We start from the raw sequence: 24,193 nt of genomic DNA, 5'->3' as shown, positions 1-24,193 counted from the left end.
GATGAGCACGGGCGGCGGGCTTGCGGAGGCGCTGCGGCGGCACCGGCTGGTGGCCATCGTGCGCGGCGCGGACCGGGCGGCGTCGGTGCGGACGGCGCTGGTGCTGGCCGAGGCGGGGATCCCGCTGATCGAGGTCTCGCTGAGCGGCCGGGACGCCCTCGGCGCGATCGAGGACATCGCCCGCGCCGCGGGCGGCGCCGTCATGCTCGGCGCGGGCACCGCCCTGACCGGCGAAGACGTGCGGCGGGCCCGGGACGCCGGCGCCGGCTACATCGTGACGCCGTCGCTGGGCGCGGGCGTCGACGAGGCGCTGCGGCTGGGCCTGCCGGTGCTGGCCGGGGCGCTCACGCCCACGGAGGTGGCCGCGGCGGCGACCGCCGGGGCGACCGCGGTGAAGCTGTTCCCGGCGAGCGCGCACGGGCCCGGCTACCTCGACGCGCTGCGCGGCCCGTTCCCGGACGTGCCGTTCGTCCCGGTGGGCGGGGTCGGCGAGCGGGAGGCCGCGGCGTACCTGGAGTGCGGCGCGCTCGCGGTCGGGGTCGGGTCGCCGCTGTGCGGCGACGCCCCCTCGGGCGGCGACCTGGACGCCCTGCGGCGCCGCGCCCGCGCGTTCACCGCCGTGGCCGCCGCGGCCGGACCGGTACGGGAGGCGCAGCAGTGACGCGGGTGGACGTGCTCACCGTCGGGGAGACGATGATGGCGTTGCGCGCCACCGGCCTGATCGCGCTGGGCTCGGGGTTCACCGCCAGCATCGCGGGCGCGGAGAGCAACGTCGCCATCGGCCTCAGCCGCCTCGGCCACCGCGCCGCCTGGCTCGGGCGGGTCGGCGCGGACGAGCCCGGCCGTCTGGTCGTGCGGACGCTGGCCGCCGAGGGCGTGGACGTCTCCGCGGTGCGCCGGGACGACGCCGCGCCCACCGGGTTGATCATGTTCGAGCAGCGGCTGCCGGACGTGACCCGCGTCCACTACGTCCGCGCCGGCTCGGCCGGGTCCCGGCTGTCCCCGCAGGACGTCGCGGCGGCGCCGTACGAGCCGGCGATCGTGCACCTCACCGGGATCACCCCGGCGCTCGGCCCGTCCTGCCGGGACGCCGTCCGGGCGGCGTTCGCCCTGGCTCGCGAGCACGGCGCCCGGATCAGCCTGGACGTCAACCACAGGACCCGGCTGTGGACGAGGGCGGAGGCGGCGCGGACGCTGGCGCCGCTGGCGGAGCAGGCCGACCACGTCATCGCCTCCCCGGACGAGTTGATGCTCCTGGGCCCCGGGGACTCCCCCGAAGCGGTCGCGGCCCGGCTCCTGGACGGCGGCGCCACCGAGGTCGTCGTCAAGGACGGAGCGGCGGGAGCGTGCTCCTACACCGCCGCCGGGACCCGTGCGGTGCCCGCCCACGCCGTCCAGGCGGTCGACTCCATCGGCGCCGGGGACGGCTTCGCCGCCGGCTACCTCTCCGGTCTCCTCGACGGCCTGGATGTGGAGGGCCGGCTGCGGCGCGCCCACACCGTCGGCGCGTTCGCGGTGTCCACCCGCGGAGACTGGGAGGGCCTGCCCTACCGTGACGAACTGGACCTGATCGGCCTGCCGGAAGGAGCTGCGCTGCGATGACCGTCCTGGACGGACCCTGGACCGCCGTGGAGGGCGCGGGCCCCTGGGAACTGGGGGAGGGGCTGCGCGCCACGGCCGACGGGCTCGTCGCCGTCGACCTTCTGGCCGGGCGCCTGTACCGGCTCGAACCCACCGTGCTGGTGGCCCGCCTGCCGTTCCCGCTGGGCGCCGTCGCCCCCGTCGAGGCCGCAGACGGGTGGAACGGCTGGATCGCCGCCGCGGGCACCGGCATCGCCCTGCTCCCCGCGACCGGCGCCGACCAGGACGTGCGCTGGCTCGCGCGCCCGGAGGACGGCGCGCCCACGGCGATGCGGATGAACGACGGCGCTGCCGACCCGCACGGCCGGTTCTGGGCCGGGTCCATGGCCTACGACGGCACGCGCGGCGCCGGAACCCTCTACCGGGTGGACCGCGACGGGACGGTCACCGCGGCGATGGGCGGGCTGACCATCCCCAACGGGCCCGCCTTCACCGCCGACGGCCGGACCATGTACCTCGCCGACAGCGCCCTCGGCGTGATCTACCGCATCCCCGTCGACCCCGCCTCCGGCGCCCTCGGCGAACGCGAGGTCTTCGCGCGCGTGCCGGACGGCGAGCCGGACGGGATGACCGTCGACGGCGAGGGCTGCCTGTGGTCGGCGGTCTGGGGCGCGGCGCAGGTCCACCGCTACGCGCCGTCCGGTGAGCGGCTCGCGGTGCTGCCGGTGCCCGCCGAGCAGCCCACCAGCGTGTGCCTGACCCCGGAACCGCCGTACCGGGTCGTGCTCACCACGGCCCGGTACGGCCTGGGCGACCGCCCCGAGGACGCCGCCGACGGCCGCGTCCTGGCGGCGCCGACCTCCGTCCCCGGGCGTCCGGCCGCCCCGTTCCGCTTCACCCCTCCGGGACGCTAGCGGCGGGGATTCAGAGTGACGGAGTAGAGCGAGGTGCCGTCCAGGTCCCGCAGGTGGACGGTCATGGCCGCCGACGCGGCGTCGATGTCGACCTGGCCGAAGAACTGGTAGCCCTCCGCCGGGGAGGTGTTGGCCCGGGGCGGGACCTTCTGGAACTTCAGCTGCGGGCCGAAGGTGTTCTCCAGGGTGTTCGGGCCGAAGGCGCCCGCGTTCAGGGGGCCCGACACGAACTCCCAGAACGGGTCGAAGTCGGTGAAGGCCGCCTTGGAGGGGTCGTAGTAGTGGGCGGCGGTGTAGTGGACGTCCGCCGTCAGCCACACCATGTTGCGGACCTTGTGGCGCTTGGCGTACGAGAGCAGGTCGGCGATCTCGCGTTCGCGGCCGAGCGGGGCGCCGTCGTCGCCCTGGGCGATGGCCTCGAAGGCGGTGCCGTCCGGGACGACCAGGCCGATCGGCATGTCGGAGGCGATGACCTTCCACACGGCGCGGGAGGCGCGCAGCTCGCGCTTGAGCCAGGCGACCTGCTCGGCGCCCAGGATGCCGTTGCGCTGGGTGGAGGAGTCGTTGGCGCCGTTGCGGTCCCGGTGGGTGCGCATGTCGAGGACGAACACGTCCAGCAGCGGCCCGTAGGACAGCTTGCGGTAGACGCGGTCGCCCTTGATCGGCATGTACTCGAACGCGGCGCGGCGGGCACGGGCGGCCAGCACGTCCACGCGCTTTTCGGTGTACTGCGGCAGGTCCAGGATCTCGCCGGGGTACCAGTTGTTGGTGACCTCGTGGTCGTCCCACTGGTAGACCATCGGGACGCGGGCGTTGAACGCGCGCAGCGCCGCGTCCTCCAGGTTGTAGCGGAACTGGCCCCGGTACTCGGCCAGGGTCTCGGCGACCTTGCTCTTCTCGGCGGTGACGATGTTGCGCCAGGTGCGGCCGTCCGGCAGCGTCACGGTCTCGGCCAGCGGCCCGTCGGCGTAGACGTAGTCGCCGCTGCACAGGAAGAAGTCGGGGTCGGTCGCGGCCATGGCGTTGAAGATGCGGTAGCCGCCGAGGTCGGGGTTGATGCCCCAGCCCTGGCCCGCCAGGTCGCCGGACCACACGAACGAGATGTCCGTGCGGGTGCGCGGCGCCGTGCGGAGCCGTCCGTCGACGGGCTCCGACAGCAGCGCGTGCCGGTCCGGGTCGGCCAGCCTGACGCGGTAGTACAGCTGTTCGCCCGGGGGCAGGCCGCGCAGCAGCGTCTTGCCGGTCAGGTCGGTGTCCGGGGTGAGCAGCGGGCCGCGGACGGTCCGGGCGTCCCGCAGGTCGGGACGGCGGCCGACCTCCACGAGCATGCGCGCGGGCCGGTCGGAACGGGCCCACACGACCGCCTCGCGGGCGGTCACGTCGCCGCTCTGCACGCCGTGGGTGAGCCGCGGGCGGGCCCGCAGCAGGGCCGGCGACGCCGGGCCGGCCGGGGCCGCGGACGCCGTTCCGCCGTGCAGCAGGCCGAGCGCCGCCCCGCCGCCGGTGAGCAGACTTCCGCGCAGCACGGTTCGCCGGTCGAGCACCATCCATCGCTCCATTTCAGGGGGTTTGTCTAACGGGCGGCATGTTCTCCTGTTTCTCGGTACGTCCGCGGGCCCGAACATGACGGCTCCGTGAACGCACGTGTTCTGGCGATCGACTTGACAATGCCCCGCGGCGACGGTGTTCTAGACGCCATGACAGCGCGATCCTTCGTCGGCAGCCCCGTGGCCCTGCGCCGCGTGGCCAGCGCGCTGTGTCTGTGTCCTTCGTGTTGTCGCTGATCTCCAGCCGACCCGGCTGCCCTCTGCCGAATACGACCAGCCGAATACGACGAAGGACTCTCTTCCGTGAACCTCGACGTGGTTCCCGATCTGTCGATGCGCGGGCAGGACGACCCGCACGGCCGCGCGATCACCCCGCGTCCCCCGACGGTCGGGCAGCTCGCCGCACGCGTCGGCGCCCTGGCCGCCCGCCCCGCCGAGTGGTGGCATCTGGTGCGGTTCGAGCCCGGCCGCCCGGTGCGGGTGCCCCTGAACGGCGGCGACGGCGGCGACGGCGTCAAGCTCTGGCTGACGACCTGGCCGCCCGGCCACCGCACCGACGTGCACGACCACGACGGCGTGGAGGTGAGCACCGTGCTGGCCGGCGAGCTGGCCGAGGTGTCGATCTCCGCCGACGGCGTGACCGAGCGCCCGCTGCGCGCCAACCGGGTGCAGGTGCGCGGCTCCGCCCGCACGCACGAGCTGACCAACCCCGGCCCCGCGTACGCGATCAGCCTGCACGCCGGTCTCGCATCCCGCTGACACCCGGCGGATGACGCAACCTTCATCCCCGCTTTGTCACGGGTTTGTTCCGCGGGCGGAACACTCGGCGGTATGAGGCCCACGAGCCCGCCGAGGTCCGACGGCGCCGGCTGACCGTCACGACCCGGCGGCATGGCGAAGGAGCCCGAACGTGCCGGACACGACCGCGGCGACCCCGGAGCGGACGGCCGGCACCGTCCCGGCCAGATCCGGCGCGTTGCGGTACGGCCTGCTGGCGGTGGCGGCCGTGGTGGTGTGCGCAGGGCTCGCGCTGGGCCCGGGCCCGGGGCTGAGCGCCCAGGGACGCGTCACGCTGGCGGTGTTCGCCGTGGCGACGCTGCTGTGGATGTTCGGCCGGGTCGACGACGTGCTGGTGGCGCTGGCCGCCTGGCTCGCCCTGGTCCTCACCCGGGTGCTGGAGCCGGGGGCGTTCTTCAGCGGTGCCGCCGGACCGACCGTCCTGCTGCTGGTCTGCGCGTTCGTGATCGCCGGCGGGGTGGCGCGGACCGGGCTGGCCACCCGGGCGGCCGCCGCCGTCGTGGCCGGGGCGCGCAGCGCCCGCGCACTGGTGCACCTGACCACGGCCGCGCTGGTCGCCGCCGTGTTCGCGATACCCGCCACGTCCGGGCGGGCGGCGCTGGCGCTGCCGGTGTTCGTCGCGCTCGCCCGCACGCTCGGCGACCGGCGCCGCATGGTGCTCGCGCTGGCCCTGCTGTTCCCGACGGTGATCCTGCTGTCGGCCGTCGCCACCCTGGTCGGCGCGGGCGCGCACTTGATCACCGTCGAGATCCTCGCCGACGCCACCGGCGAGCGCATCGGCTTCACGCGCTGGCTGCTGCTCGGTACGCCCCTCGCCCTGGTGTCCTCGCACCTGGCCGCCGAGCTGATCCTGCTGCTGACCACCACCCGCGACGACCGCCGCCGCCCGATGAGCATCCGCGCGAAGGACGTCGGCGAGGCGGCGGGCGTGCGGGTGACGGGCCCGCTGACCGCGCCGTAGGCCCGCTCGGCCGCCCTGCTGGCGGTGGTGGTCGCGGCGTGGTGCACCGAACCGCTGCACGGCGTCCACCCGGCGGTGGTGGCGCTGGTCGGCGCGGTCGCCACCGTCGCGCCGGGGCTGGGCACGATGCGGCTGAAGGAGGCGCCGGCCGCCGTCCCGTGGCGCCTGCTGGTCTTCCTGGCCGCCACCACGGCGATGGGCATGGCGGTGACGACGTCCGGCGCCGCCCGCTGGCTCGGCGGGGCGGTCTTCGGCGCCGCGACCGGACCCGCCCTGCCGCCCGCCTGGCTGTTCCTGGCCGTCGTCGTCGCGGTGAGCGCCGCCGCGCATCTGGTGCTGCAGTCCCGGTCCGCGCGTTCCAGCGTGCTGGTCCCGCTGGTGATCGCCGCGTCGTCCGAAGCGGGCGTCGCACCGGCGGCTGCCGCGTTCGCCTCGACGGCCGCCGCCGGGTTCTGCCAGACGCTGCCGTCCTCGGCCAAGCCCGTGGCGCTGTTCGACACCGTCGGCGGCGTCCCCACCTACACCTCCCGCGACCTGATGCGGACCGCCGCGGTGGTGGGACCCGTCACCGCCGCCCTGGTCCTCGCCTTCGCCCTGTGGGTGTGGCCGCCGCTCGGCCTGCCCCTTCGCTGAACCCCCGGTGAGGAGTGACTTCGGGTGCGCATCGTCATCGCCGCCGGAGGGTTCAAGGAGTCGCTGGCCGCCGAGGAGGTCGCCGCGCTGATCGCCCGCGGTGTCCACCGCGCGGCGCCGGACGCCTCGATCACCGCGATCCCGCTGCCCGACGGCGGCGAGGGCACGGCCCGCATGTTGGCGGCGGCCAGCGGCGGCCGGCTCGTGCCGCACCGGGGCACCGGGCCCACGGGCACCCCGGTGGACGCGCACTACGCGATCCTGGGGTGGCCGGGACCGCGCACCGCCCTGGTGGAGATGGCGGCCGCGGCCGGGCTGCGCCTAGTGCCGCCGGACGCGCGCGACCCCGGCCGCACCACCACCGCCGGGGTGGGGGAGCTGATCGCCCACGCGCTGGACGCCGGAGCAGCCCGCATCCTGGTCGGCTGCGGCGACTCCGGCACCTCGGACGGCGGGGCGGGCGCCCTGCAGGCCCTCGGAGCCCGCCTGCTGGACGCCTCCGGACGGGAGCTGCCGCGCGGCGGCGCCGCACTGGCGCGGCTGGAGCGGATCGACCCGTCAGGGCTCGACCCCCGGCTGGCCCGCACCGAGCTGGTGGTCGCCTGCAACCCGTTCAACGTGCTGTGCGGCCCGGCGGGCGTGGCCCGCGTGTACGGGCCGCAGAAGGGCGCCACCCCCGCTCAGGCCGACGCGCTCGACAAGGCCCTGTGCCGGTGGGCGTGCATCCTGGAACGCGACCTCGGCCCGACCGGCATCGACCTGCGCAGCGCGCCCGGAACGGGGGCGTCCGGCGGCCTCGGTGCCGGGCTGGCGGCGGTCGGCGGCCGCCTGGTGCCCCGCTTCGAGGTGCTGCTCGCGCACCTGGATCTCGACGGCCCGCTCGCCGCGGCCGACCTGGTCATCACCGCCGAGGGCGCGATCGACCGGCAGACCTCCCGCGGCAAGCTCCCCGGGGAGGTGGCCCGGCGCGCCAAACGGCACGGCAAACCCGTCCTGGCCCTGGCCGCGGCGATCGGCCCGGACGCCCACTTGGTCTACGGCGGTATCGACGCGTACGCCTGCGTCCTGCCGGGACCGATGCCGAAGGTCGAGGCCATGGAGCGCTGCGCGGAGCTTCTCGCGGACGGTGCCGAGCGCGCCCTGCGCATGGTGCTGCTCGGGACGGGTTTGGCGTGTGCGGCGGGACACCGTGCCCCGGCGCCGGTGTCCCGGGCACGCACGCTCGGAGGGGCGTGACCTGCCCAGCCCGGACGGCGGGCGGTGCCGCATGTGCGGTCGGCACCGCCCGCGGACGGTCAGGCGGTGGCGGGCACCTTGTCGCGCGAGCCTTCCTCGGCGGCGGGCTCGCCCTGGGGAGCGGTCAGGTCGGCCGGGGGAGCGTTGAACACCTCCTCGTCCAGCAGGCCCTCCGAGCGGGCCACCAGGACGGGCACGGTGAGCTGGCCGGTCACGTTCAGCGCCGTGCGGGCCATGTCGATGACCTTGTCGATGGCGATCAGGTAGCCGACCGCCTGCAGCGGCAGGCCGACGGTGGTCAGCGTCAGGGTCAGCGCGACCAGCGCCGGGCCGGGCGTGCCGCCGGTGCCGAGCTGCCCGATCACCCCGGCCAGCGCGATCAGCGCGTAGTCGGCCAGGCCCAGCGACGCACCGGTGTACTGGGCGACGAAGATCGCCGCGACGGCCGGGTAGATCGCGCCGCAGCCGTCGAACTTGACGGTCGCGCCGAGCGGCTGGGCGAAGCTGGCGTACTCGCCGCGCACCCCGTTGCGCTCGACCGACACCCGCTGCGCGATCGGCAGGGTGGCCAGCGACGAGGACGACACGAACCCGAACTGGATCGCGGGCCAGGAGTTGCGCAGGAACTTCACCGGCGAGACCCGGCCGAACGCGCGCAGCAGCACCGGGTAGCCGACCAGCAGCATGATCGCCACGGCCAGGTAGATGGCGCCGGTGAACTTGGCCAGCGGGGCGAGCGAGTCGGGGCCGTAGGTGGCCACCACCGAGGCGATCAGGAAGAACGACCCGACGGGGGTGAACCGCACCACCCACCACACGATCTTCTGCATCACCGCGTACAGGTCGTCGGCCAGGGCGGCCAGCCGCTCGCCGCGTTCGCCGACCGCCACCAGCGCGGCGCCGAACAGCACCGCGAACGACACCACGCCGAGCACGTTGCCCTCGGACATGGCGTTGACGATGTTGGACGGGAACAGGTTCTGCAGCACCTGGGTCCAGGTGACCGGGTCGGTCTCGGCGCTCTCGGACGCCAGCCGGCCGAGTCCTTCGCCGGGGCGCACCAGCAGGCCGACGGCCAGGCCGATCGCGGTGGCGATGGCCGAGGTGATCACGAACCAGACGAGGGTCTTGGCGGTCAGCCGGGCCACGCCGCCGACGCCGCGCAGCCTGCCCACGCTGACCACGATCGCGGCGAACACCAGCGGCACCACCACGACCTTCAGCAGGCTGACGTAGACGCCGCCGAACGGGTCGAGCCAGTCCTCGGCGATCGCCCCGCCGTCGCCCAAGGCGTTGATCAGGGCGCCGACGGCGGCGCCGAGGACGAGGGCCAGCACGATCTGCTGCCAGAACTGCCATTTCCAGACGCGTACGTTCATGGAGGCTTCTCCAAGGGAGCTTCACCGCACCCCGCAACGAAGGCGCGCAATCGCCGCAAAAACGCACGCCGCGCGATCGGGCGGTCACGGCTCGTCGATACGGAACGGCGCGCGTCGATACGACGGTGCCCGCGGGCGTCTCAGGGATGCGGCAGGGGTCGGGAAGGAGGAGGAGAAACAGGCGGAGGGCCGGTCAGCGGAAACAGAGCAGGCTGGCGAGGCGGCACAGGTCGACGTGCAGCCGGGCCACGAGCAGGACGCTCTTCGGGGGGATCCTCACGGCCACAAGTCAACATCGATCTCCGCTTCCCGTCTTCCCGGGAAAGGGAGTGATTTACATCACTTCGGGCGGCGTGACCGGGTGAGCACCCGGACGATGCCGGCCATGCCGAGCCCCACCAGCAGCGCCGGGATCAGCAGCCCGAGATCGGCGACGGGCCGCCCGCCGAGCCCGTTCGCCAGGCACACCGCGGCGACCACCAGGAAGAACACGCCGATCACGGGGCCGCTCGGGTCGAAGCGGCGGCGCGGGCCGGCCGGTGCGGGACTCCGGTCAGGCACGGGTCACCTCCACATGCCCGAACCGCCCGCGCACCCGCAGCTCGATCACCGGCGCGGCGGCCCGGCCCGAAACCTCCGGCTCCAGCACCTCGACAGCCCGGGCGCCCGGCCCGGCGACCGTGTGGCCGTCCACCTGCAGGTCGCCCAGCGCGACCCGCGCGTCCAACTCGACGCGGGCGGTGCGCGGCACCGTCACCTTCAGCTCGCCCATCGTCACCTGCACGCTGACGGTCACCCGCTGCCCGGGGGAGAACCGCGTGCCGCTCAGATCCAGCCTGGCCGAGCCGACGCCCACCTTGTACTCGTCGCTGATCCGGGTGCTGTCGGCCGGACGCCACTCGACGCTGCCGTAGCGCAGGTCGCGCGGCGCCTCGGCCACGACCGACGTCGTCAGCAGCGCGAACGTCAGCAGCGTCCCCACCGGGGCCAGGCCGCGGACGTTGAACCAGCCGCCCAGCACCAGCCCGACGGCGACGACGCCCAGCGCCGCGGACCCCGCGATCAGCGCGGCGTCCGGGCCCGGGTAGGCGCGCACCACCGGCACCGTCGCGGCGCCGACCGCCAGGGCCGCCAGCAGCGTCACGGCGGTCACGGGCGGCATCTTCTTACCGGCCTCGGCGGGCGGCGTCTTGCGCGGCGGCGGCTCGTCCACGGGGGAATCGGGGCCCGGCGCCGCCCGGTGCCGCGCCCCGACGACGGCGAGATCGACCATGCCTGCGGGCAGGCCCCCGCCCGGCGCGGCCACGGTGTCGTCGCGCGTGTCCTTCCGCAACGAGACCCCGTCTCCGACCGGCGGCGCGGGCGCGTCCATCGGATGGCCCTGCACCCGCTCCGGCATGGCCCGCACGGCCGCCATGAAGTCCACGCCGCGGGCGTGCGCGACCAGCAGCACCAGCCCGACCACCGTCAGCACCGCGATCGTGTTGCTGGAGACCCAGCCGCCGACCAGCTGGAACCCGGTCGTCACGCACAGCAGAGCGCCCATGATCGACAGCACCCCGGCGGCGTCGAAGCGGCGGTGCAGCAGCTTCTCGGCCGGGGCGTCCTCCTCGGGCGAGCCCGGCATGAGCAGCACGCCCGCCGCGTACAGCCACACCCCCTGCCCGCCCGTCAGGGTGAGCACCGCGAACGCCACGCGCAACACCACCGGGTCGACGCCCAGGTGCCGGCCCAGGCCCGTGCACACGCCGGCCAGGATGCGGCGTTCCGGGCCGCGGAACAGCCGGGTGCGGCCGTCCGCCGCGGCGGTGGGGCGCTCGGTCACGGTGCGCTCGTCGGTCATGGTCACCATCGTGGCCGCGGCCCGCGCCCGCGCGGTATCCGGGACGCCCCTGAACCGACCCTGAGGAGGTCCTCAGGGGTATCGGGGGGCCCGCCCGGATGCGTCCGGTCTGTTCGGCGTGTGACGATCGATGTGTGGAGGACGCGGAACCGACGACGGGCGGCGGGACGCCGGGCGAGCCGGCCGGCCCGCCGCGGCTGGAGCGGCGCCCCGACGGGGCGCTGCTGGCCGGGGTGTGCCGGGGCCTGGCCGCGCACCTGGGGATCGACCAGGTCGTCGTCCGGTCCGCGTTCGTGCTGCTGACGGTCGCCAGCGGCCTCGGCATCGCCGTCTACTGGGTGTTCTGGCTGCTGGTGCCGCCCGCGGAGGACTCGACCCGCACGGCCCGCCACGACTGGGTGCAGCTGCTGGCCTACGGGGCGGTGGCGATCGGCCTGTCCGCGCTGACCTGGGGCACCGGGCTGGGCCGGGCGGCGCTGTGGCCGCTGATCGCCGGGGGCGTCGGCGTGGCGGTGCTGTGGCAGCAGGCCGACCGCGGCCAGCGGCAGCGCTGGGTGGTGCCGCTGCGGCAGCGGTGGCTGCGCAGCCTGTTCGGCCTGGCGCTGGTGGTCGGCGGCATCGGCGGGTTCGTCGCGCAGCGCGTCGACCCGGGCGAGGCCCGCGCCGTCCTGATCGCCACGCTGATCATCCTGACCGGCGTCGCGGTCATCGCCACCCCGTGGGTGGTGCGGCTCTGGCAGGACCTGGACGCCGAACGGCACGAGCGCATCCGCTCTCAGGAGCGCGCCGAGCTCGCCGCGCACATCCACGACTCGGTGCTGCACACCCTGACGCTGATCCAGCGCAACGCGCACGACCCGCGCGAGGTGCAGCGGCTGGCCCGCTCCCAGGAGCGCACCCTGCGCGCCTGGCTCTACCAGCCGCGCTCCGACCCCGACCGCACGTTCGCCGCCGCGATTCGCGAACTGGCCGGGGAGGTCGAGGACGACCACGGCGTCCCCATCGAGGTGGTCTGCGTGGGCGACACGGCGCTGGACGAACGGCTCGGCGCCGCGCTGCAGGCCGCCCGGGAGGCGATGGTGAACGCGGCCAAGTACGCCGAGGCGCCGTCGGTGTCGGTGTACGGGGAGGTCGAGGGCGACCAGGTGGCCATCTTCGTCCGCGACCGCGGCAAGGGGTTCGACCTGGACGCCATTCCCGAGGACCGGATGGGCGTGCGGCAGTCCATCATCGGACGTATGGAGCGCAACGGGGGACGCGCCATCGTCCGCACGGCGCCGGGCGAGGGCACCGAGGTACGACTGGAGATCAAGAAGGCATGAAGCGGGTAGTCCTGGTCGACGACCACCAGATGTTCCGCACCGGCGTGAAGGCCGAGCTGGGCGACGCCGTGGAGGTCGTGGGGGAGGCCGGGGACGTCGAGGAGGCGGTGTCGGTCATCCGCGCGGCCAGGCCGGACGTGGTGCTGCTGGACGTGCACCTGCCCGGGGGCGGCGGCATCGAGGTGCTGCGGCGGCTGCACGGTTCGGTGCCGTCCCGGTTCCTGGCGCTGTCGGTGTCGGACGCCGCCGAGGACGTGATCGGCGTGGTGCGGGGCGGCGCCCGCGGCTACGTCACCAAGACGATCTCCGGTCCGGAGCTGACCGACGCGATCGCCCGGGTGGCCGAGGGGGACGCGGTGTTCTCTCCCCGGCTGGCCGGTTTCGTGCTGGACGCGTTCGCCGCCACCGACGTGCCCGCCGTCGATCCCGAGCTGGACCGGCTCACCCAGCGCGAACGGGAGGTGCTGCGGCTGATCGCCCGCGGCTACGCCTACAAGGAGATCGCCAAGGAGCTGTTCATCTCGGTCAAGACGGTCGAGACCCACGTGTCGAGCGTGCTGCGCAAGCTCCAGCTGTCCAACCGGCACGAGCTGTCCCGCTGGGCCGCCGCCCGCCGCCTCGTGTGAGTCGCCGCCGGCCGGCGCAGCGCCGATCAGCACGGCGCCGATCAGCACAGCGCCGGCCGGGCGCGGTACCGGGATCAGCCCGCCAGTTCGCCGAGCAGCCGCCACGTGCGGGCCCGGGCGTCCTCTCCCACCAGGTTCGTCTGGGTGAACACCACCTCGGTGGCGCCCGCGTCGAAGTAGCGCCGGACCGCCGCCGCCACCGCCTTCTCGTCGCCGATCTCGACCAGGTCCGCCGCCTTGGCCGCGCCCTCCTGCTCGATGACCCGCTGGTAGGACGGGACCCGGTCGTAGAACGACATGGCCTGCGCGGCGGCCTCGCGCGCCGCGTCCACGTCGTCGGTCACCACCCCGGCCACGAACGCGACGACCCGCGGCGCCGGACGGCCCGCCCGCTCCGCCGCCGCCGTGATCGCCGGAACGATGTGCTCGCCGAGGGCGCGCGGACCGGCCAGGAACGGCAGCGTCCCGTCGGCCAGCTCCCCGGTGACGCGCAGCGCCTGCGGCCCCATGGCCGCGACCAGCACCGGCACGGACGGCTCCGCCCCGGGAACGCCCGCGGGCATCGGCGGGACCGCGGTGACCGTCTCGCCCCGGAAATCGGCGCCGCCGGTGTCCAGCAGCGACCGCAACGCCGTCAGAAACTCGCGCAGCCGGGTCACCGGCCGGTCGTAGGGGACGCCGAACACCGGCTCCACGAACGACCGCGCCCCGAGCCCCAGCCCGAGCTGGAAGGACCCGTGCGCGGCGGCCTGCGCGGTCTGCGCCTGACCGGCGATCAGGATGGGATGGCGGGCGAAAATCGGCACCACGGACGTCCCCACCGCCAGGCCGGGCACCTCCCGGCCGACCAGCCCCGCCAGGCCGATGGCGTCGTAGGAGAACTGCTGGGCGAACCAGGCCGACCGCAGACCGGCCGCCTTGGCCTCCTTCGCCTTCGCCACCACATCGTCGACAAGGTTCCCGGACGCGGGTTGATACAGCACGACACCGATAGTCATGGCAGTCGTCAACCCCTGCCCGGAACCCGGTATTCCCTACCGGTGGAACGGGCCGGCCGTGCGGCCGAAACCGGTCAGTGCGCGCTGGGCAGGCGGGCCGGGCAGCCCGGCTCGCAATGCCCCGCGTGCCAGGCCAGGCGCCGGGCGAACGAGCCCATGATCCACCGCATGACGGGGCGCGCGATCGCCCCCGTGATCCGGTACCTCGGCTCGAACACCGCACGCCACCGGACGAGCGTGTACGGGCCGCTGGGCTCCAGCGTCACATCGGCCCGGTAGCCCCGCAGCGGCATCCACGACACCACGACGTACGCGTAGTGCCGGGGCGGGTCGTAGACCACGACCTTCTCCCGCGCGAATCCGATCTTCCTGACGGCGCCCACGCCGTTGGGCACCTCGTCGCCCTCGCGGACCCGCGTCGCGGCCGGAAACCGGCCCCACTCGTTCCACGCCTCCGCCACGCTGAGATGCTTGAAGATCGTCTCGGCGGCCGCGGTGGTCGTGGCGGTGGCCTCGACCTCGTACTGCATGCGCCCTCCCGTCACAAGGACAGGATGGACGCGAGAAGGCGTTCCTGGAAGGCCGTCACATCGCACCCCACGGCCACCCGAACCGGACGGCGGTCGTCCTCGGCGGGCAGCGACCGGGCGTCCCACACGGTCGTGCCCCGGGTCAGCTCGCCGCGCAGCTCCACCCGCACCGGCCGCTCGGCGTACTCGCCGAGCCCCGGATCGACCGCCAGCATGGCGGCCAGCGCGTCGTGGATGACCGCGCCCCGCCGCTTGAGCGTCGGCGTGTAGGCCGCCACATAGAACTCCAGGATCTTCGTGGCGAACCGGGCCGCCTCCGAGTCGTGCGCGGACAGCCGGTCCAGCCACGCGTCGCCGACCGCGGTCGGGTGGGTGGCGTCCAGCGGCACCAGCACCATCGGCCAGTCCGCGGCGAACACCAGGTCGGCGGCCTCGGGGTCGTGCCAGATGTTGGCCTCGGCGTGCGTGGTGACGTTGCCCGGGTGGTCGAACGCGCCGCCCATGATGACCACCTCGCGCACCAGCGCCGGCAGCTGCGGATCCAGCAGCAGGGCGGCGCCCAGGTTGGTCAGCGGCCCGGTGGCCAGCAGCGTCAGCTCGCCGGGCCGCGACCGGGCCAGCCGCACGATCCGCGCCGCCGCCGCCTCGTCCACCGGCCGCCCCGCCGGGTCGGGCAGCCCGGTGTCGCCCAGCCCGTCGGTGCCGTGCCAGTCCAGCGCGTAGTGCACGTCCTGCGCCATGGGACGGGCCGCGCCCACCGCCACCGGCACCTCGTGCAGGCCCGCCAGCTCCAGCACCCGCAGCGAGTTCAGGGCGCCGGACTCGGGGTCGACGTTGCCGTGCACGGTGCCCACGCCCACCAGCTCCGCCTTCCCCGCGCGCACAAGGGACGCCAGGTAGAGCAGGGTGATCGCGTCGTCGATGCCGGTGTCGCAGTCGAACAGTATGGCGGCCACGGAACTCCTCGGGGGTTGTGCGTGTCAGGCGGTCGGTTCAGGCGGTGCCGACCACCTGGAAGGACTCGGCCAGGCGGCCGTCCGGGAGGCCCGCGGCGGCCGCGTTGGCGCCCAGCCAGCCGCGCAGCTCCTCGGCGAGCCCCTCGCCCATGTGCGCGGTCTGGGAGACGTGGGACTTCAACGCCGCCAGCTTACGGTCGAAGTCGTCGGTGACGTCCACGTAGTGGTTGACGGCCGGGCCGCCGGTCAACCACACCTCCCGCACCGTCCACGCCTCCAGGCCCTCATCGGCCAGCAGCTCGGGGAAGGCGTAGGGGTTGCGCGCGTCCGGGTACACCGCGTCGAGGGCGGCGGCGCCCACCGCGCGGTGGTCGGGGTGGCTGGGATGGATCCGCTCGTAGTTGCGTTCCGGGCTGGGCATCAGGACGCGGTCGGGCCGCACCTGGCGGATCACCCGGGCGATGTCGCGGCGCAGCCCGAGCGTCGGCTCCAGCCGCCCGTCGGGGTAGCCGAGGAACCGCACGTCCTCGACGCCGACGCAGGCGGCCGCGGCGCGCTGCTCGTCGCGGCGCAAAGCCCCCATCTCCGCGCGGGTCATGCCGTGGTCCAACCCTCCGGCGTCGCCGTCGGTGACGATCAGATAGGTCACCGCGATGCCGCGGGCGGTCCACCCGGCGACCGTCCCGGCCGCGCCGAAGTCGACGTCGTCCGGATGCGCCATCACCGCCAGGACGCGCCGTACCGCACTGTCGTCCAGCACATTCGTCACAAGATCACCCTAACCGGAGGTCGCCTGTCTGCCGCCATGGTCACCGGCCGGACCTGGGACGCGCCGGCCCGCAGGGGTAGGGAACCGCACATGCGCAAACTCATCAACGCCCCGGCGGACGTGGTCACCGACGCGCTGCGCGGCCTGGCCGCCGCGCATCCGTCGCTCCGGGTGGACCTGGAGGGCAGGACGGTCGTGCGGGCGGACGCGCCGCGCCCCGGGAAGGTCGCGCTGATCTCGGGCGGCGGTTCCGGCCACGAGCCGATGCAGGTCGGGTTCGTCGGGCACGGCATGCTCGACGCGGCGGCGCCGGGGGAGGTGTTCACCTCGCCGGTGCCCGACCAGATCCTCGCCGCCACCCTGGCCGCGTCCGGCGGTGCGGGCGTGCTGCACGTCGTCGCCAACTACACCGGCGACGTGCTCAACTTCCGGGTGGCCGCCGAGCTGGCCGAGGAGGAGGGCGTCGAGGTCGCCGCGGTGCGGGTGGACGACGACGTCGCCGTGACCGACGGCAGACGCACCGCCGGGCGGCGCGGCACCGGCGGCATCCTGTTCGTCGAGAAGATCGCCGGGGCGGCGGCCGAGGAGGGCGCCCGCCTGGAGCGGGTCGCGGACGTGGCGCGGGAGGTCAACGAGCGCACCCGCTCGTTCGGGGTGGCGCTGTCGTCGTGCACGGTGCCCGTCGTCGGGGAGCCGACGTTCCGGCTCGGCGAGAACGAGATCGAGCTGGGCATCGGCGTGCACGGCGAACCCGGCCGCGAACGCGTGGCGAAGATCCCGGCCGCCGGGATCGTGGACGCCGCGCTCACCGCCATCGACGCGGACGTGCCGCTGCGCGGCGCCGAGGTGGCGCTGCTGGTCAACGGCATGGGCGGCACCCCGCTGATGGAGCAGTACATCGCCTGCGGGGAGGCGGCCGAGTGGCTGGCGCGGCACGGCGCCACCGTGGCGCGGTGCCTGGTCGGCCCGTTCGTCACCAGCCTGGAGATGGCCGGCTGCATGATCACGGTGTGTCGCCTCACCCCCGAGCTGACCCGGCTGTGGGACGCCCCCGTCGAGACCCCAGCCCTGAGGTGGGGCCGGTGAGCATACTCGACTGGGTGCGCCGGTCGGCCGAATTGATCGCGGCGGAGGCCGAGCGGCTGTCCCGGCTGGACGCGGCGATCGGCGACGGCGACCACGGCCACAACCTCGACCGCGGGTTCGCCGCGGCGGTGGAGGCGCTGCCCGAGCACGGCACGCCCGGCCGCGCGCTGGTCGTGGCGGGGCGGACGATCGTGTCCACGACCGGCGGGGTGTCCGGCCCGCTGTACGGGATGGCGGTGCGCCGGGCGGGCAAGGAGCTGGGCGACGCGGGGGTGGTGGACGCGGTCAGGCTGGGCGCCGCACTGCGGGGCGCGCTGGAGACCGTCCAGGAGCTGGGCGAGGCCCAGGAGGGCGAGAAGACGATGGTGGACGCGCTGGCCCCCGCCGTCGCCGCCTACGAGCAGGCCCTGGCGGCCGGGGGCGACCTGGCGGAGTGCACCCGGGCCGCGGCGGACGCCGCCGAACGCGGCGCGCAGGCCACGGTGCCGATGCAGGCCCGCAAGGGCCGGGCCAGCTACCTGGGCAAGCGCAGCATCGGGCACCTGGACCCGGGCGCCGTGTCCACCGCCCTCCTCATCCGGGCGCTCGCCGACCTGGCGTCCGAGCACGCCTGAGGGGGCCGGGATGGTGGGGATCGTGGTGCTCGCGCACAGCCGGAAGCTGGCCGAGGGCGTCGCCGAGATGGCGCGGGCGATGGGCGTCGGCAAGGCCGTCGTGGAGCCCGCCGGCGGGGACGAGCACGGCGGCCTCGGCACCAGCATGGAGCGGCTGAAACGGGCGGTGCGCACCGCCGACGGCGGCGACGGCGTGGTGGTGCTGGCCGATCTCGGCAGCTCCGTTCTGACGGCCAAGGTGTTCGTGGCGGCCGCCGGGACCGGTGTCATCCTCGTCGACGCCCCTCTGGTGGAGGGCGCCGTCGCCGCCGCGTCGATGGCCGCCACCGGGGCGGACCTGCGCGCGGTCGTCCGGGCGGCAGAGGCCGCCCGCGGGCACCGCAAGACCTGATCGCACGGCTGCCGGCCGCGGGTTTCCGGCGCGGGCCGCGGGACCGCGCGAAAGGACGAGAACGTCGGGCGGGCGCCGTACACTCGCACATGATGTCGAACACGCATGCCAATCCCCTGCTGGACGGCCTGAACCCGCAGCAGCGCGCCGCGGTCGTGCACTCCGGGAGCCCGCTGCTGATCGTCGCGGGCGCCGGGTCGGGCAAGACGCGCGTGCTCACCCACCGCGTCGCCCACCTGCTGGCCGAGCGGGACGTGCATCCCGGGCAGATCCTGGCGATCACGTTCACCAACAAGGCCGCCGCGGAGATGCGCGAGCGCGTGTCGGCGCTGGTGGGGCCGCGGGCCAACGCGATGTGGGTGATGACCTTCCACTCGGCATGCGTGCGGATCCTGCGCCGCGAGGCCAAGCGGCTCGGCTTCCCCTCCGGCTTTACGATCTACGACCAGGCCGACGCGCAGCGGCTGATGGCCCTGGTCTGCCGCGAGCTCGACCTGGACCCCAAGCGCTACCCGCCCCGCTCGTTCAGCGCCCAGGTGTCCAACCTGAAGAACGAGCTGATCGACTACGAGACGTTCAAGGTCCGGGCCGGCACCCACATGGAGCAGACGCTGGCCGAGGCCTACGAGATGTACCAGGCGCGGCTGCAGCAGGCCGGCGCCATGGACTTCGACGACCTGATCATGCTGACGGTCAACCTGCTGCAGGCGTTCCCGGAGGTCGCCGAGCACTACCGGCGCCGGTTCCGGCATGTGCTGGTCGACGAGTACCAGGACACCAACCACGCCCAGTACGAGCTGGTGCGCGAGCTGACCGCCCCCATCGCCGTCCCCGAGGGGGCGTCCGCCGACGGCGGGCACGAGGGGCTCGGCCCGGCCGAGCTGTGCGTGGTGGGCGACGCCGACCAGTCGATCTACGCCTTCCGCGGCGCCACCATCCGCAACATCCTGGAGTTCGAGCGCGACTACCCGAACGCCACCACGATCCTGCTGGAGCAGAACTACCGCTCCACCCAGACGATCCTGTCGGCGGCCAACGCGGTGATCGAGCGCAACGCCGACCGCAAGCCCAAGAAGCTGTGGTCCGACCAGGGCGAGGGCGACCCGATCGTCGGCTACGTGGCCGACAACGAGCACGACGAGGCCGCGTTCGTCGCGCAGGAGGTGGACCGGCTCACCGACGCGGGCGACGCCCGCCCCGGCGACGTGGCGGTGTTCTACCGCACCAACGCCCAGTCGCGCGTGTTCGAAGAGGTGTTCATCCGCGTCGGCCTGCCCTACAAGGTCGTCGGCGGCGTCCGCTTCTACGAGCGCAAGGAGGTCCGCGACCTGCTGGCCTACCTGCGCGTCCTGGTCAACCCCGAGGACACCGTCTCGCTGCGGCGCATCCTGAACGTGCCCAAACGCGGCATCGGCGACCGCGCCGAGGCCTGCGTCGAGGCGTACGCCTCCCGCGAGCGGATCTCGTTCTGGCGGGCGCTGCGCCGCCCCGAGGAGGTGCCGGGCATGGCCACCCGCTCGGCCAACGCGGTCCGCGAGTTCGTGGCGCTGCTGGAGGAGCTGCGCGGCGAGCTGCCCGACCGCACCCCGGCCGAGATGATCGAGTCGGTGCTGCGCAAGAGCGGCTACCTGGCCGAGCTGCAGGCGTCCAAGGACCCCCAGGACGAGACCCGTGTGGAGAACCTGCACGAGCTGGAGGCCGTCGCCCGCGAGTTCGAGGACCGGCTGGACGGCGAGTCCGCCGAAGGGCGCCTGGTCGACTTCCTGGAGCAGGTGGCCCTCGTCGCCGACGCCGACTCCATCCCCGGCGGCGCCAAGAGCGCCCCGCTGCCGCCCGCCGAGCAGCCCGTGGAGGGCGACCAGGGCGTCGTCACCCTGATGACCCTGCACACCGCCAAGGGCCTGGAGTTCCCGGTGGTGTTCCTCACCGGCATGGAGGACGGCGTCTTCCCGCACCTGCGCGCCATGAGCAACCCCAAGGAGCTCGAGGAGGAGCGCCGCCTCGCCTACGTCGGCATCACGCGCGCCCGCCGGCGGCTGTACCTGACGCGGGCGGCGATGCGCAGCTCGTGGGGCGCGCCGCAGGTCAACCCGGCGTCCCGGTTCCTGTCCGAGGTGCCGGCGAACCTGGTGCGGTGGGAGCGCACGGCGGCGTCCCCCTCGTCTTCGTCACTGGCGTCGGCGGCGGCCCGTCCGGGGACCCGGTCGGCGGGCAACCGCGCCGTCCCGTCGCTGTCCCCGGGCGACAAGGTCACCCACGACTCGTTCGGGCTCGGCACGGTCGTCTCGGTGGACGGCGCGGGCGAGCGGGCCGCGGCCAGCATCGACTTCGGCGGCCAGTACGGGGTCAAGCGCCTCGTCCTGCGCTACGCCCCCGTCGAGAAGCTCTAGCCCCCGGCGCGCCGGGCCGGTCCGCGGCAGCAGGGCCCGAGCGCGTGGCGATCACGTGCACGGGGCCGGGATCAGGCGGTGGTGGGGCGGCGCAGCAGCAGGTTCACGGCGACCAGGTCGAGCACGGTGCGGCCGTCCTCGGTGAGCAGCTCGCCCCTGGTGCGGACGATCCCGCGGTCGGGCTTGGACCGCGACGGCCGGGCCTCCAGGACGGTGGCGCGCAGCCGCACCGTGTCGCCGGGACGCAGCGGCGAGGGCCAGCGGAGCTCGTCCAGACCGGGGGAGGCGAGGCTGGCCACCCGGGACAGGTAGTGGTCGGCGTACATCCGCATGAAGATGCCGCCGCTGTGCCAGCCGCTGGCGATCAGGCCGCCGAACGGCCCGCCGGACGCGTACTCGGGGTCCACGTGGATCGGCTGCGGGTCGAAGCGTTCGGCGAACTGCAGGATCTCCGCTTCGCTCACCGTCACGGTGCCGTACTCGTACACCGAGCCCGGCAAGTAGTCCTCGAAATAGCGGTCGTCGATCGGTGTGGAGAAGTCTCCGTTCAGCGGCTTGGTCATGGCTACAAGAATGCCGTTCGGCGGCCGGGTGCCGCGACCGCTGTCCTGCTCGCCTCCCGGACGCCGCGGAACGTTCCGTCAGGTGGCGGGCGGCACGGGCAGGGGGCGCTCCAGGGCCGTGAGGGTCAGCAGCACCAGGGACGCCGTCCAGCCCAGGGGCGCCACACCGGCGGGGCGGCCCTTGGCGTCCACCTTCTCCGGCAGGGCGCCCAGCGACGTGCGGTGCCGGGCCAGCCAGTCCAGGCGGGCCTGCGCCTCCTGGACGCGGCCCGACGACGCGGCGGACAACGCGAACATCGCCATCTCCGGGGTCCACGCCACGGTCCGGTTGCCCGCCCACTTCTCGCCGGGCAGCACCCCGCCGTTCGGCAGCGTGAGCCGCCGGGCCGCGTTCAGCACCGCCGCGCTCACCCCCGGGTCCTGCGGGGCGAACGGGGGAGCGACGAACGTCACAGAGGTGTCCATGCGGCCGCCCCGTATCGGAGAACGCGGATAGCCGTAGGGGGCGAAATGCCGCGCCAGCGCGTTCGACAGCCGCAGCGAGGCGTTCCGCCAGTGCGACGCCCGCGCCAGATCGCCGCGGCCGCGCGCCAGGTCGGCCGCCGCGCGCAGGCCCGCCAGCACCGGCCCCACCACGCCCAGGGTGGGGCGGTCCGGGTCCTGCTCGGCGTCGGGCGAACGTTCGAAGTAGTCCGACGACGGCGGCGGCAGCCCCTCGGAGTCCAGCGAGGAGGCCAGCTGGTCGGCGGCGCGCACCACCATCGGCCACAGCTCCGGCAGCCGCCCCGCCCCGGCCGGGTCGTGCGTGTGGACGAGCCAGCTCGCCCACACCACCCAGCCCAGCGAGTCGAGCTGCGGGGCGCGGCCGTCGATCACCGCGCTGCCGTCGGGGTGGTACCGGGCCGCCCACCGGCCCTCGTCCGTCTGCACCCGCGCCAGGAACCGCAGCACCCGCCGCGCCTCCGACGCGTGCCCGGTGACGGCGAACGCCGCCGCCGCGAACGCCGCGTCACGCGGCCAGGCGTACCGCCACGCCCCGTACCACGACGCCAGCGACGCCCCGTTGGGACGGGTCAGCAGGCGCAGGTCGAGCAGCGCCCGTTCGGCCATCTCCCGTTCGGCCGCGGTCCGCCCCGGGACCGTGCCGTGCGCCAGCCACAGGCCGTCGGACCGCACCGCCTGCCCCACCCGCGGATCGTCCGCCGGAACCGTGATCGCCGTCTCGGCGCCGAACGGCACCAGCCGCACCCGCCCGTCGCGCAGCCGCACCACCGAGCTGCCCGGCAGGTACGCGGCGCCGTCCTTCTCCTCGGCGTCCAGCGGCACCCCGGCGAACGGCCAGCCGCCGCCGCCCACCAGCCCCGGGCTGTCCCACCCGGGCCCGCCGCCGCTGGGCATGCGCGCACCGCACGTGGCCACCAGACCGGCGACGAGAAGCAGCGCCACAGCGCGTCGCACCCTGCGCGGACCGCCGTCAAGTACGGCCCCCACCCGGACCTCGGCCACCGCCCGTTCTCCCCCTCTTCACCCCGCATTACGCAAGGCGAGGACAAGTACATCAAAGGGCGTGCCGTGGTTCCTCCTCCTGCAGGTCAAAGCGGCATCGTCCGCAGGTGCCGTCTCGGTGGCCTGGCGACGCCGGCCACATTCCGGGGGCCGGTGAGACCGGACATCCTTCTCTGACGTCACACGGGGGCGGGAAGCCCCGGCCGAGCCTTCACCCCTGGCGTCCGGTCACTCCTGGTAAGGGGCTAGGCTGCATCGACGGAGCGGACCGCAGGGTGTGGCGGCCCCACGGACCCCCGTGTTGCACACCCCCACTCGCGCGGTCATCAGCTGTCGATCCGTTACAAGGGACGCCTCGTGGACCTGTTCGAACATCAGGCGAAAGAACTCTTCGCCGAGTACGGGGTACCGGTGCCTACCGGCAAGGTCGCCCATACTCCCCAGGAAGCCCGGGCCGCCGCGGAGGAGCTGTTCGCCGCGGGAAGCTCGAAGGTCGTCGTCAAGGCCCAGGTCAAGACCGGCGGCCGCGGCAAGGCCGGCGGCGTGAAGCTCGCCGACAACGCCGACGAGGCCGAAGCCCTGGCCGGCCAGATCCTCGGCATGGACATCAAGGGCCACACGGTCCACAAGGTCCTGGTCGAGGAGGGCAGCGCGATCGCGCAGGAGTACTACTTCTCCTTCCTGCTCGACCGGGCCAACCGCACCTTCCTGTCGATCTGCTCCGCCGAGGGCGGCATGGAGATCGAGGAGGTCGCCGCGACCAACCCCGACGCCGTGGCCAAGGTGCCGGTGTCGGCGCTGGACGGCGTCGACCGCGCCAAGGCGCTGGAGATCGCCAAGGCGGGCCGGCTGCCGGCCGAGGCCCAGGAGGGCGCCGCCACCCTCATCGAGCGGCTGTGGGCGGTGTTCACCGACGAGGACGCCACCCTGGTCGAGGTCAATCCGATGATCCTCACCACCGACGGCCAGGTGAAGGCGCTCGACGGCAAGGTCACCCTCGACGACAACGCCCGGTTCCGGCAGGCCGAGCACGAGGCCCTGGAGGACAAGGCCGCCGCCGACCCGCTGGAGGCGCGCGCCAAGGCCAAGGACCTCAACTACGTCAAGCTGGACGGCACCGTCGGCGTCATCGGCAACGGCGCCGGCCTGGTCATGTCCACGCTGGACGTCGTCGCCTACGCGGGCGAGCAGTTCGGCGGGCAGAAGCCGGCCAACTTCCTGGACATCGGCGGCGGCGCGTCCGCCGAGGTCATGGCCAACGGTCTGGAGATCGTGCTGTCGGACGCCGACGTCAAGGCCGTGTTCGTCAACGTGTTCGGCGGCATCACCGCGTGCGACGCGGTGGCCAACGGCATCGTGTCCGCCTACAAGCTGCTGTCCGAGCGGGGCGAGAACGTCGACCGGCCGCTGGTGGTCCGGCTCGACGGCAACAACGCCGAACTCGGCCGCAAGATCCTGCGCGACGCGGCGCTGCCCGGCGTCGAGCAGGTGGAGACCATGGACGACGCGGCCCGGCTCGCCGCGGAACTCGCTGCGGCAGGTGCATGAGC

Annotated in this window: 23 protein-coding genes and 1 pseudogene; 13 read left to right on the top strand and 11 right to left on the bottom strand. The window is 74.4% G+C overall.

Going from position 1 to position 24,193, the window contains the following annotated elements; translation table 11 throughout:
- Window position 1: 1 nt before the first annotated feature.
- The 3 genes from QSK22_RS12080 to QSK22_RS12070 are packed head-to-tail and all read left to right on the top strand — an operon-like array spanning window position 2 to window position 2,495.
- Window positions 2–661 carry a bifunctional 4-hydroxy-2-oxoglutarate aldolase/2-dehydro-3-deoxy-phosphogluconate aldolase gene (locus tag QSK22_RS12080; protein ID WP_285494186.1) on the top strand — a complete coding sequence of 220 codons (660 nt, stop codon included), beginning with the start codon at window positions 2–4 and terminating at the stop codon, window positions 659–661.
- Window positions 658–1,602 carry a sugar kinase gene (locus QSK22_RS12075; RefSeq protein WP_285494185.1) on the top strand — a complete coding sequence of 315 codons (945 nt, stop codon included), beginning with the start codon at window positions 658–660 and terminating at the stop codon, window positions 1,600–1,602. The genes QSK22_RS12080 and QSK22_RS12075 overlap by 4 nt, the downstream gene beginning before the upstream one ends.
- Window positions 1,599–2,495 carry an SMP-30/gluconolactonase/LRE family protein gene (locus QSK22_RS12070; RefSeq protein WP_285494183.1) on the top strand — a complete coding sequence of 299 codons (897 nt, stop codon included), beginning with the start codon at window positions 1,599–1,601 and terminating at the stop codon, window positions 2,493–2,495. The genes QSK22_RS12075 and QSK22_RS12070 overlap by 4 nt, the downstream gene beginning before the upstream one ends.
- Here QSK22_RS12070 and QSK22_RS12065 read toward each other — a convergent pair.
- Window positions 2,492–4,042 carry an alkaline phosphatase D family protein gene (locus QSK22_RS12065; protein WP_285494182.1) on the bottom strand — a complete coding sequence of 517 codons (1,551 nt, stop codon included), beginning with the start codon at window positions 4,040–4,042 and terminating at the stop codon, window positions 2,492–2,494. The genes QSK22_RS12070 and QSK22_RS12065 overlap by 4 nt on opposite strands.
- Before the next feature lie 303 nt (window positions 4,043–4,345).
- On the opposite strand from QSK22_RS12065, the gene QSK22_RS12060 reads away from it, so the two are divergent.
- The 3 genes and pseudogenes from QSK22_RS12060 to QSK22_RS12050 all read left to right on the top strand — a co-directional run bounded on the left by QSK22_RS12060 (window position 4,346) and on the right by QSK22_RS12050 (window position 7,670).
- Window positions 4,346–4,801 (top strand): cupin domain-containing protein, encoded by a 456-nt coding sequence (locus tag QSK22_RS12060; protein WP_285494181.1) that lies wholly within the window; start codon window positions 4,346–4,348, stop codon window positions 4,799–4,801.
- A gap of 151 nt (window positions 4,802–4,952) precedes the next feature.
- Window positions 4,953–6,434, top strand: a pseudogene (locus QSK22_RS12055) (SLC13 family permease).
- Between the two features lie 24 nt (window positions 6,435–6,458).
- Entirely contained in the window at window positions 6,459–7,670 is a 1,212-nt protein-coding gene (locus QSK22_RS12050) for a glycerate kinase family protein (RefSeq protein ID WP_285494180.1), read from the top strand.
- 59 nt (window positions 7,671–7,729) lie between these two features.
- Here the strand turns inward: QSK22_RS12050 and QSK22_RS12045 are convergent, their stop codons facing one another.
- The 4 genes from QSK22_RS12045 to QSK22_RS12035 form a co-directional block, all read right to left on the bottom strand.
- The gene (locus QSK22_RS12045) at window positions 7,730–9,049 is read right to left on the bottom strand and encodes a dicarboxylate/amino acid:cation symporter (RefSeq protein WP_285494179.1); all 1,320 of its coding nucleotides are present in this window, start codon (window positions 9,047–9,049) and stop codon (window positions 7,730–7,732) included.
- Between the two features lie 193 nt (window positions 9,050–9,242).
- Complete coding sequence (locus tag QSK22_RS33740) at window positions 9,243–9,329, bottom strand: putative leader peptide (RefSeq protein ID WP_352231443.1); 87 nt, start codon at window positions 9,327–9,329, stop codon at window positions 9,243–9,245.
- A gap of 59 nt (window positions 9,330–9,388) precedes the next feature.
- Window positions 9,389–9,610 carry a hypothetical protein gene (locus QSK22_RS12040; protein ID WP_285494178.1) on the bottom strand — a complete coding sequence of 74 codons (222 nt, stop codon included), beginning with the start codon at window positions 9,608–9,610 and terminating at the stop codon, window positions 9,389–9,391.
- Window positions 9,603–10,892 carry a PspC domain-containing protein gene (locus QSK22_RS12035; RefSeq protein WP_285494177.1) on the bottom strand — a complete coding sequence of 430 codons (1,290 nt, stop codon included), beginning with the start codon at window positions 10,890–10,892 and terminating at the stop codon, window positions 9,603–9,605. The genes QSK22_RS12040 and QSK22_RS12035 overlap by 8 nt, the downstream gene beginning before the upstream one ends.
- Before the next feature lie 134 nt (window positions 10,893–11,026).
- Between QSK22_RS12035 and QSK22_RS12030 the strand changes: the two genes are divergently transcribed.
- Window positions 11,027–12,214: a PspC domain-containing protein gene (locus QSK22_RS12030; RefSeq protein WP_285494176.1), complete on the top strand. Its 1,188-nt coding sequence runs from the start codon at window positions 11,027–11,029 to the stop codon at window positions 12,212–12,214.
- Window positions 12,211–12,840 (top strand): LuxR C-terminal-related transcriptional regulator, encoded by a 630-nt coding sequence (locus tag QSK22_RS12025; protein WP_285494175.1) that lies wholly within the window; start codon window positions 12,211–12,213, stop codon window positions 12,838–12,840. Before QSK22_RS12030 ends, QSK22_RS12025 begins: the two co-directional genes overlap by 4 nt.
- Before the next feature lie 74 nt (window positions 12,841–12,914).
- Here the strand turns inward: QSK22_RS12025 and QSK22_RS12020 are convergent, their stop codons facing one another.
- The 4 genes from QSK22_RS12020 to QSK22_RS12005 all read right to left on the bottom strand — a co-directional run bounded on the left by QSK22_RS12020 (window position 12,915) and on the right by QSK22_RS12005 (window position 16,084).
- Window positions 12,915–13,823, bottom strand: coding sequence for a TIGR03564 family F420-dependent LLM class oxidoreductase (locus QSK22_RS12020; RefSeq protein WP_285494174.1), 909 nt, complete (start codon window positions 13,821–13,823; stop codon window positions 12,915–12,917).
- 89 nt (window positions 13,824–13,912) lie between these two features.
- Window positions 13,913–14,368, bottom strand: a complete 456-nt coding sequence (locus QSK22_RS12015; RefSeq protein ID WP_285494173.1) for an SRPBCC family protein — start codon at window positions 14,366–14,368, stop codon at window positions 13,913–13,915.
- Between the two features lie 11 nt (window positions 14,369–14,379).
- On the bottom strand, window positions 14,380–15,324 hold the full coding sequence (locus tag QSK22_RS12010; protein ID WP_352231438.1) for a nucleoside hydrolase: 945 nt from the start codon (window positions 15,322–15,324) through the stop codon (window positions 14,380–14,382).
- Between the two features lie 37 nt (window positions 15,325–15,361).
- On the bottom strand, window positions 15,362–16,084 hold the full coding sequence (locus QSK22_RS12005; protein ID WP_285494354.1) for a PIG-L deacetylase family protein: 723 nt from the start codon (window positions 16,082–16,084) through the stop codon (window positions 15,362–15,364).
- A 99-nt stretch (window positions 16,085–16,183) separates the two neighbouring features.
- On the opposite strand from QSK22_RS12005, the gene dhaK reads away from it, so the two are divergent.
- The 4 genes from dhaK to pcrA all read left to right on the top strand — a co-directional run bounded on the left by dhaK (window position 16,184) and on the right by pcrA (window position 20,574).
- Window positions 16,184–17,179 (top strand): dihydroxyacetone kinase subunit DhaK, encoded by a 996-nt coding sequence (dhaK, locus tag QSK22_RS12000; protein ID WP_285494171.1) that lies wholly within the window; start codon window positions 16,184–16,186, stop codon window positions 17,177–17,179.
- Window positions 17,176–17,793, top strand: coding sequence for a dihydroxyacetone kinase subunit DhaL (dhaL, locus tag QSK22_RS11995; RefSeq protein ID WP_285494170.1), 618 nt, complete (start codon window positions 17,176–17,178; stop codon window positions 17,791–17,793). Before dhaK ends, dhaL begins: the two co-directional genes overlap by 4 nt.
- A gap of 10 nt (window positions 17,794–17,803) precedes the next feature.
- Window positions 17,804–18,184 (top strand): PTS-dependent dihydroxyacetone kinase phosphotransferase subunit DhaM, encoded by a 381-nt coding sequence (locus tag QSK22_RS11990; RefSeq protein WP_285494169.1) that lies wholly within the window; start codon window positions 17,804–17,806, stop codon window positions 18,182–18,184.
- 92 nt (window positions 18,185–18,276) lie between these two features.
- The gene (pcrA, locus tag QSK22_RS11985) at window positions 18,277–20,574 is read left to right on the top strand and encodes a DNA helicase PcrA (RefSeq protein WP_285494168.1); all 2,298 of its coding nucleotides are present in this window, start codon (window positions 18,277–18,279) and stop codon (window positions 20,572–20,574) included.
- Window positions 20,575–20,645: 71 nt separating this feature from the next.
- Here the strand turns inward: pcrA and QSK22_RS11980 are convergent, their stop codons facing one another.
- On the bottom strand, window positions 20,646–21,137 hold the full coding sequence (locus QSK22_RS11980) for a MaoC family dehydratase (RefSeq protein WP_285494167.1): 492 nt from the start codon (window positions 21,135–21,137) through the stop codon (window positions 20,646–20,648).
- A gap of 78 nt (window positions 21,138–21,215) precedes the next feature.
- The gene (locus QSK22_RS11975; protein WP_285494166.1) at window positions 21,216–22,583 is read right to left on the bottom strand and encodes a glycoside hydrolase family 15 protein; all 1,368 of its coding nucleotides are present in this window, start codon (window positions 22,581–22,583) and stop codon (window positions 21,216–21,218) included.
- Between the two features lie 417 nt (window positions 22,584–23,000).
- Between QSK22_RS11975 and sucC the strand changes: the two genes are divergently transcribed.
- On the top strand, window positions 23,001–24,191 hold the full coding sequence (gene sucC, locus QSK22_RS11970; RefSeq protein ID WP_285494165.1) for an ADP-forming succinate--CoA ligase subunit beta: 1,191 nt from the start codon (window positions 23,001–23,003) through the stop codon (window positions 24,189–24,191).
- The last annotated feature ends 2 nt before the right edge of the window (window positions 24,192–24,193 follow it).

This window comes from Actinomadura sp. NBRC 104425 (genome assembly GCF_030269545.1).
GTDB classification, from domain to species: domain Bacteria; phylum Actinomycetota; class Actinomycetes; order Streptosporangiales; family Streptosporangiaceae; genus Spirillospora; species Spirillospora keratinilytica.
Note: the sequence above shows the minus strand (reverse complement) of the source record. Positions and strands in the feature narration are given on the sequence as shown.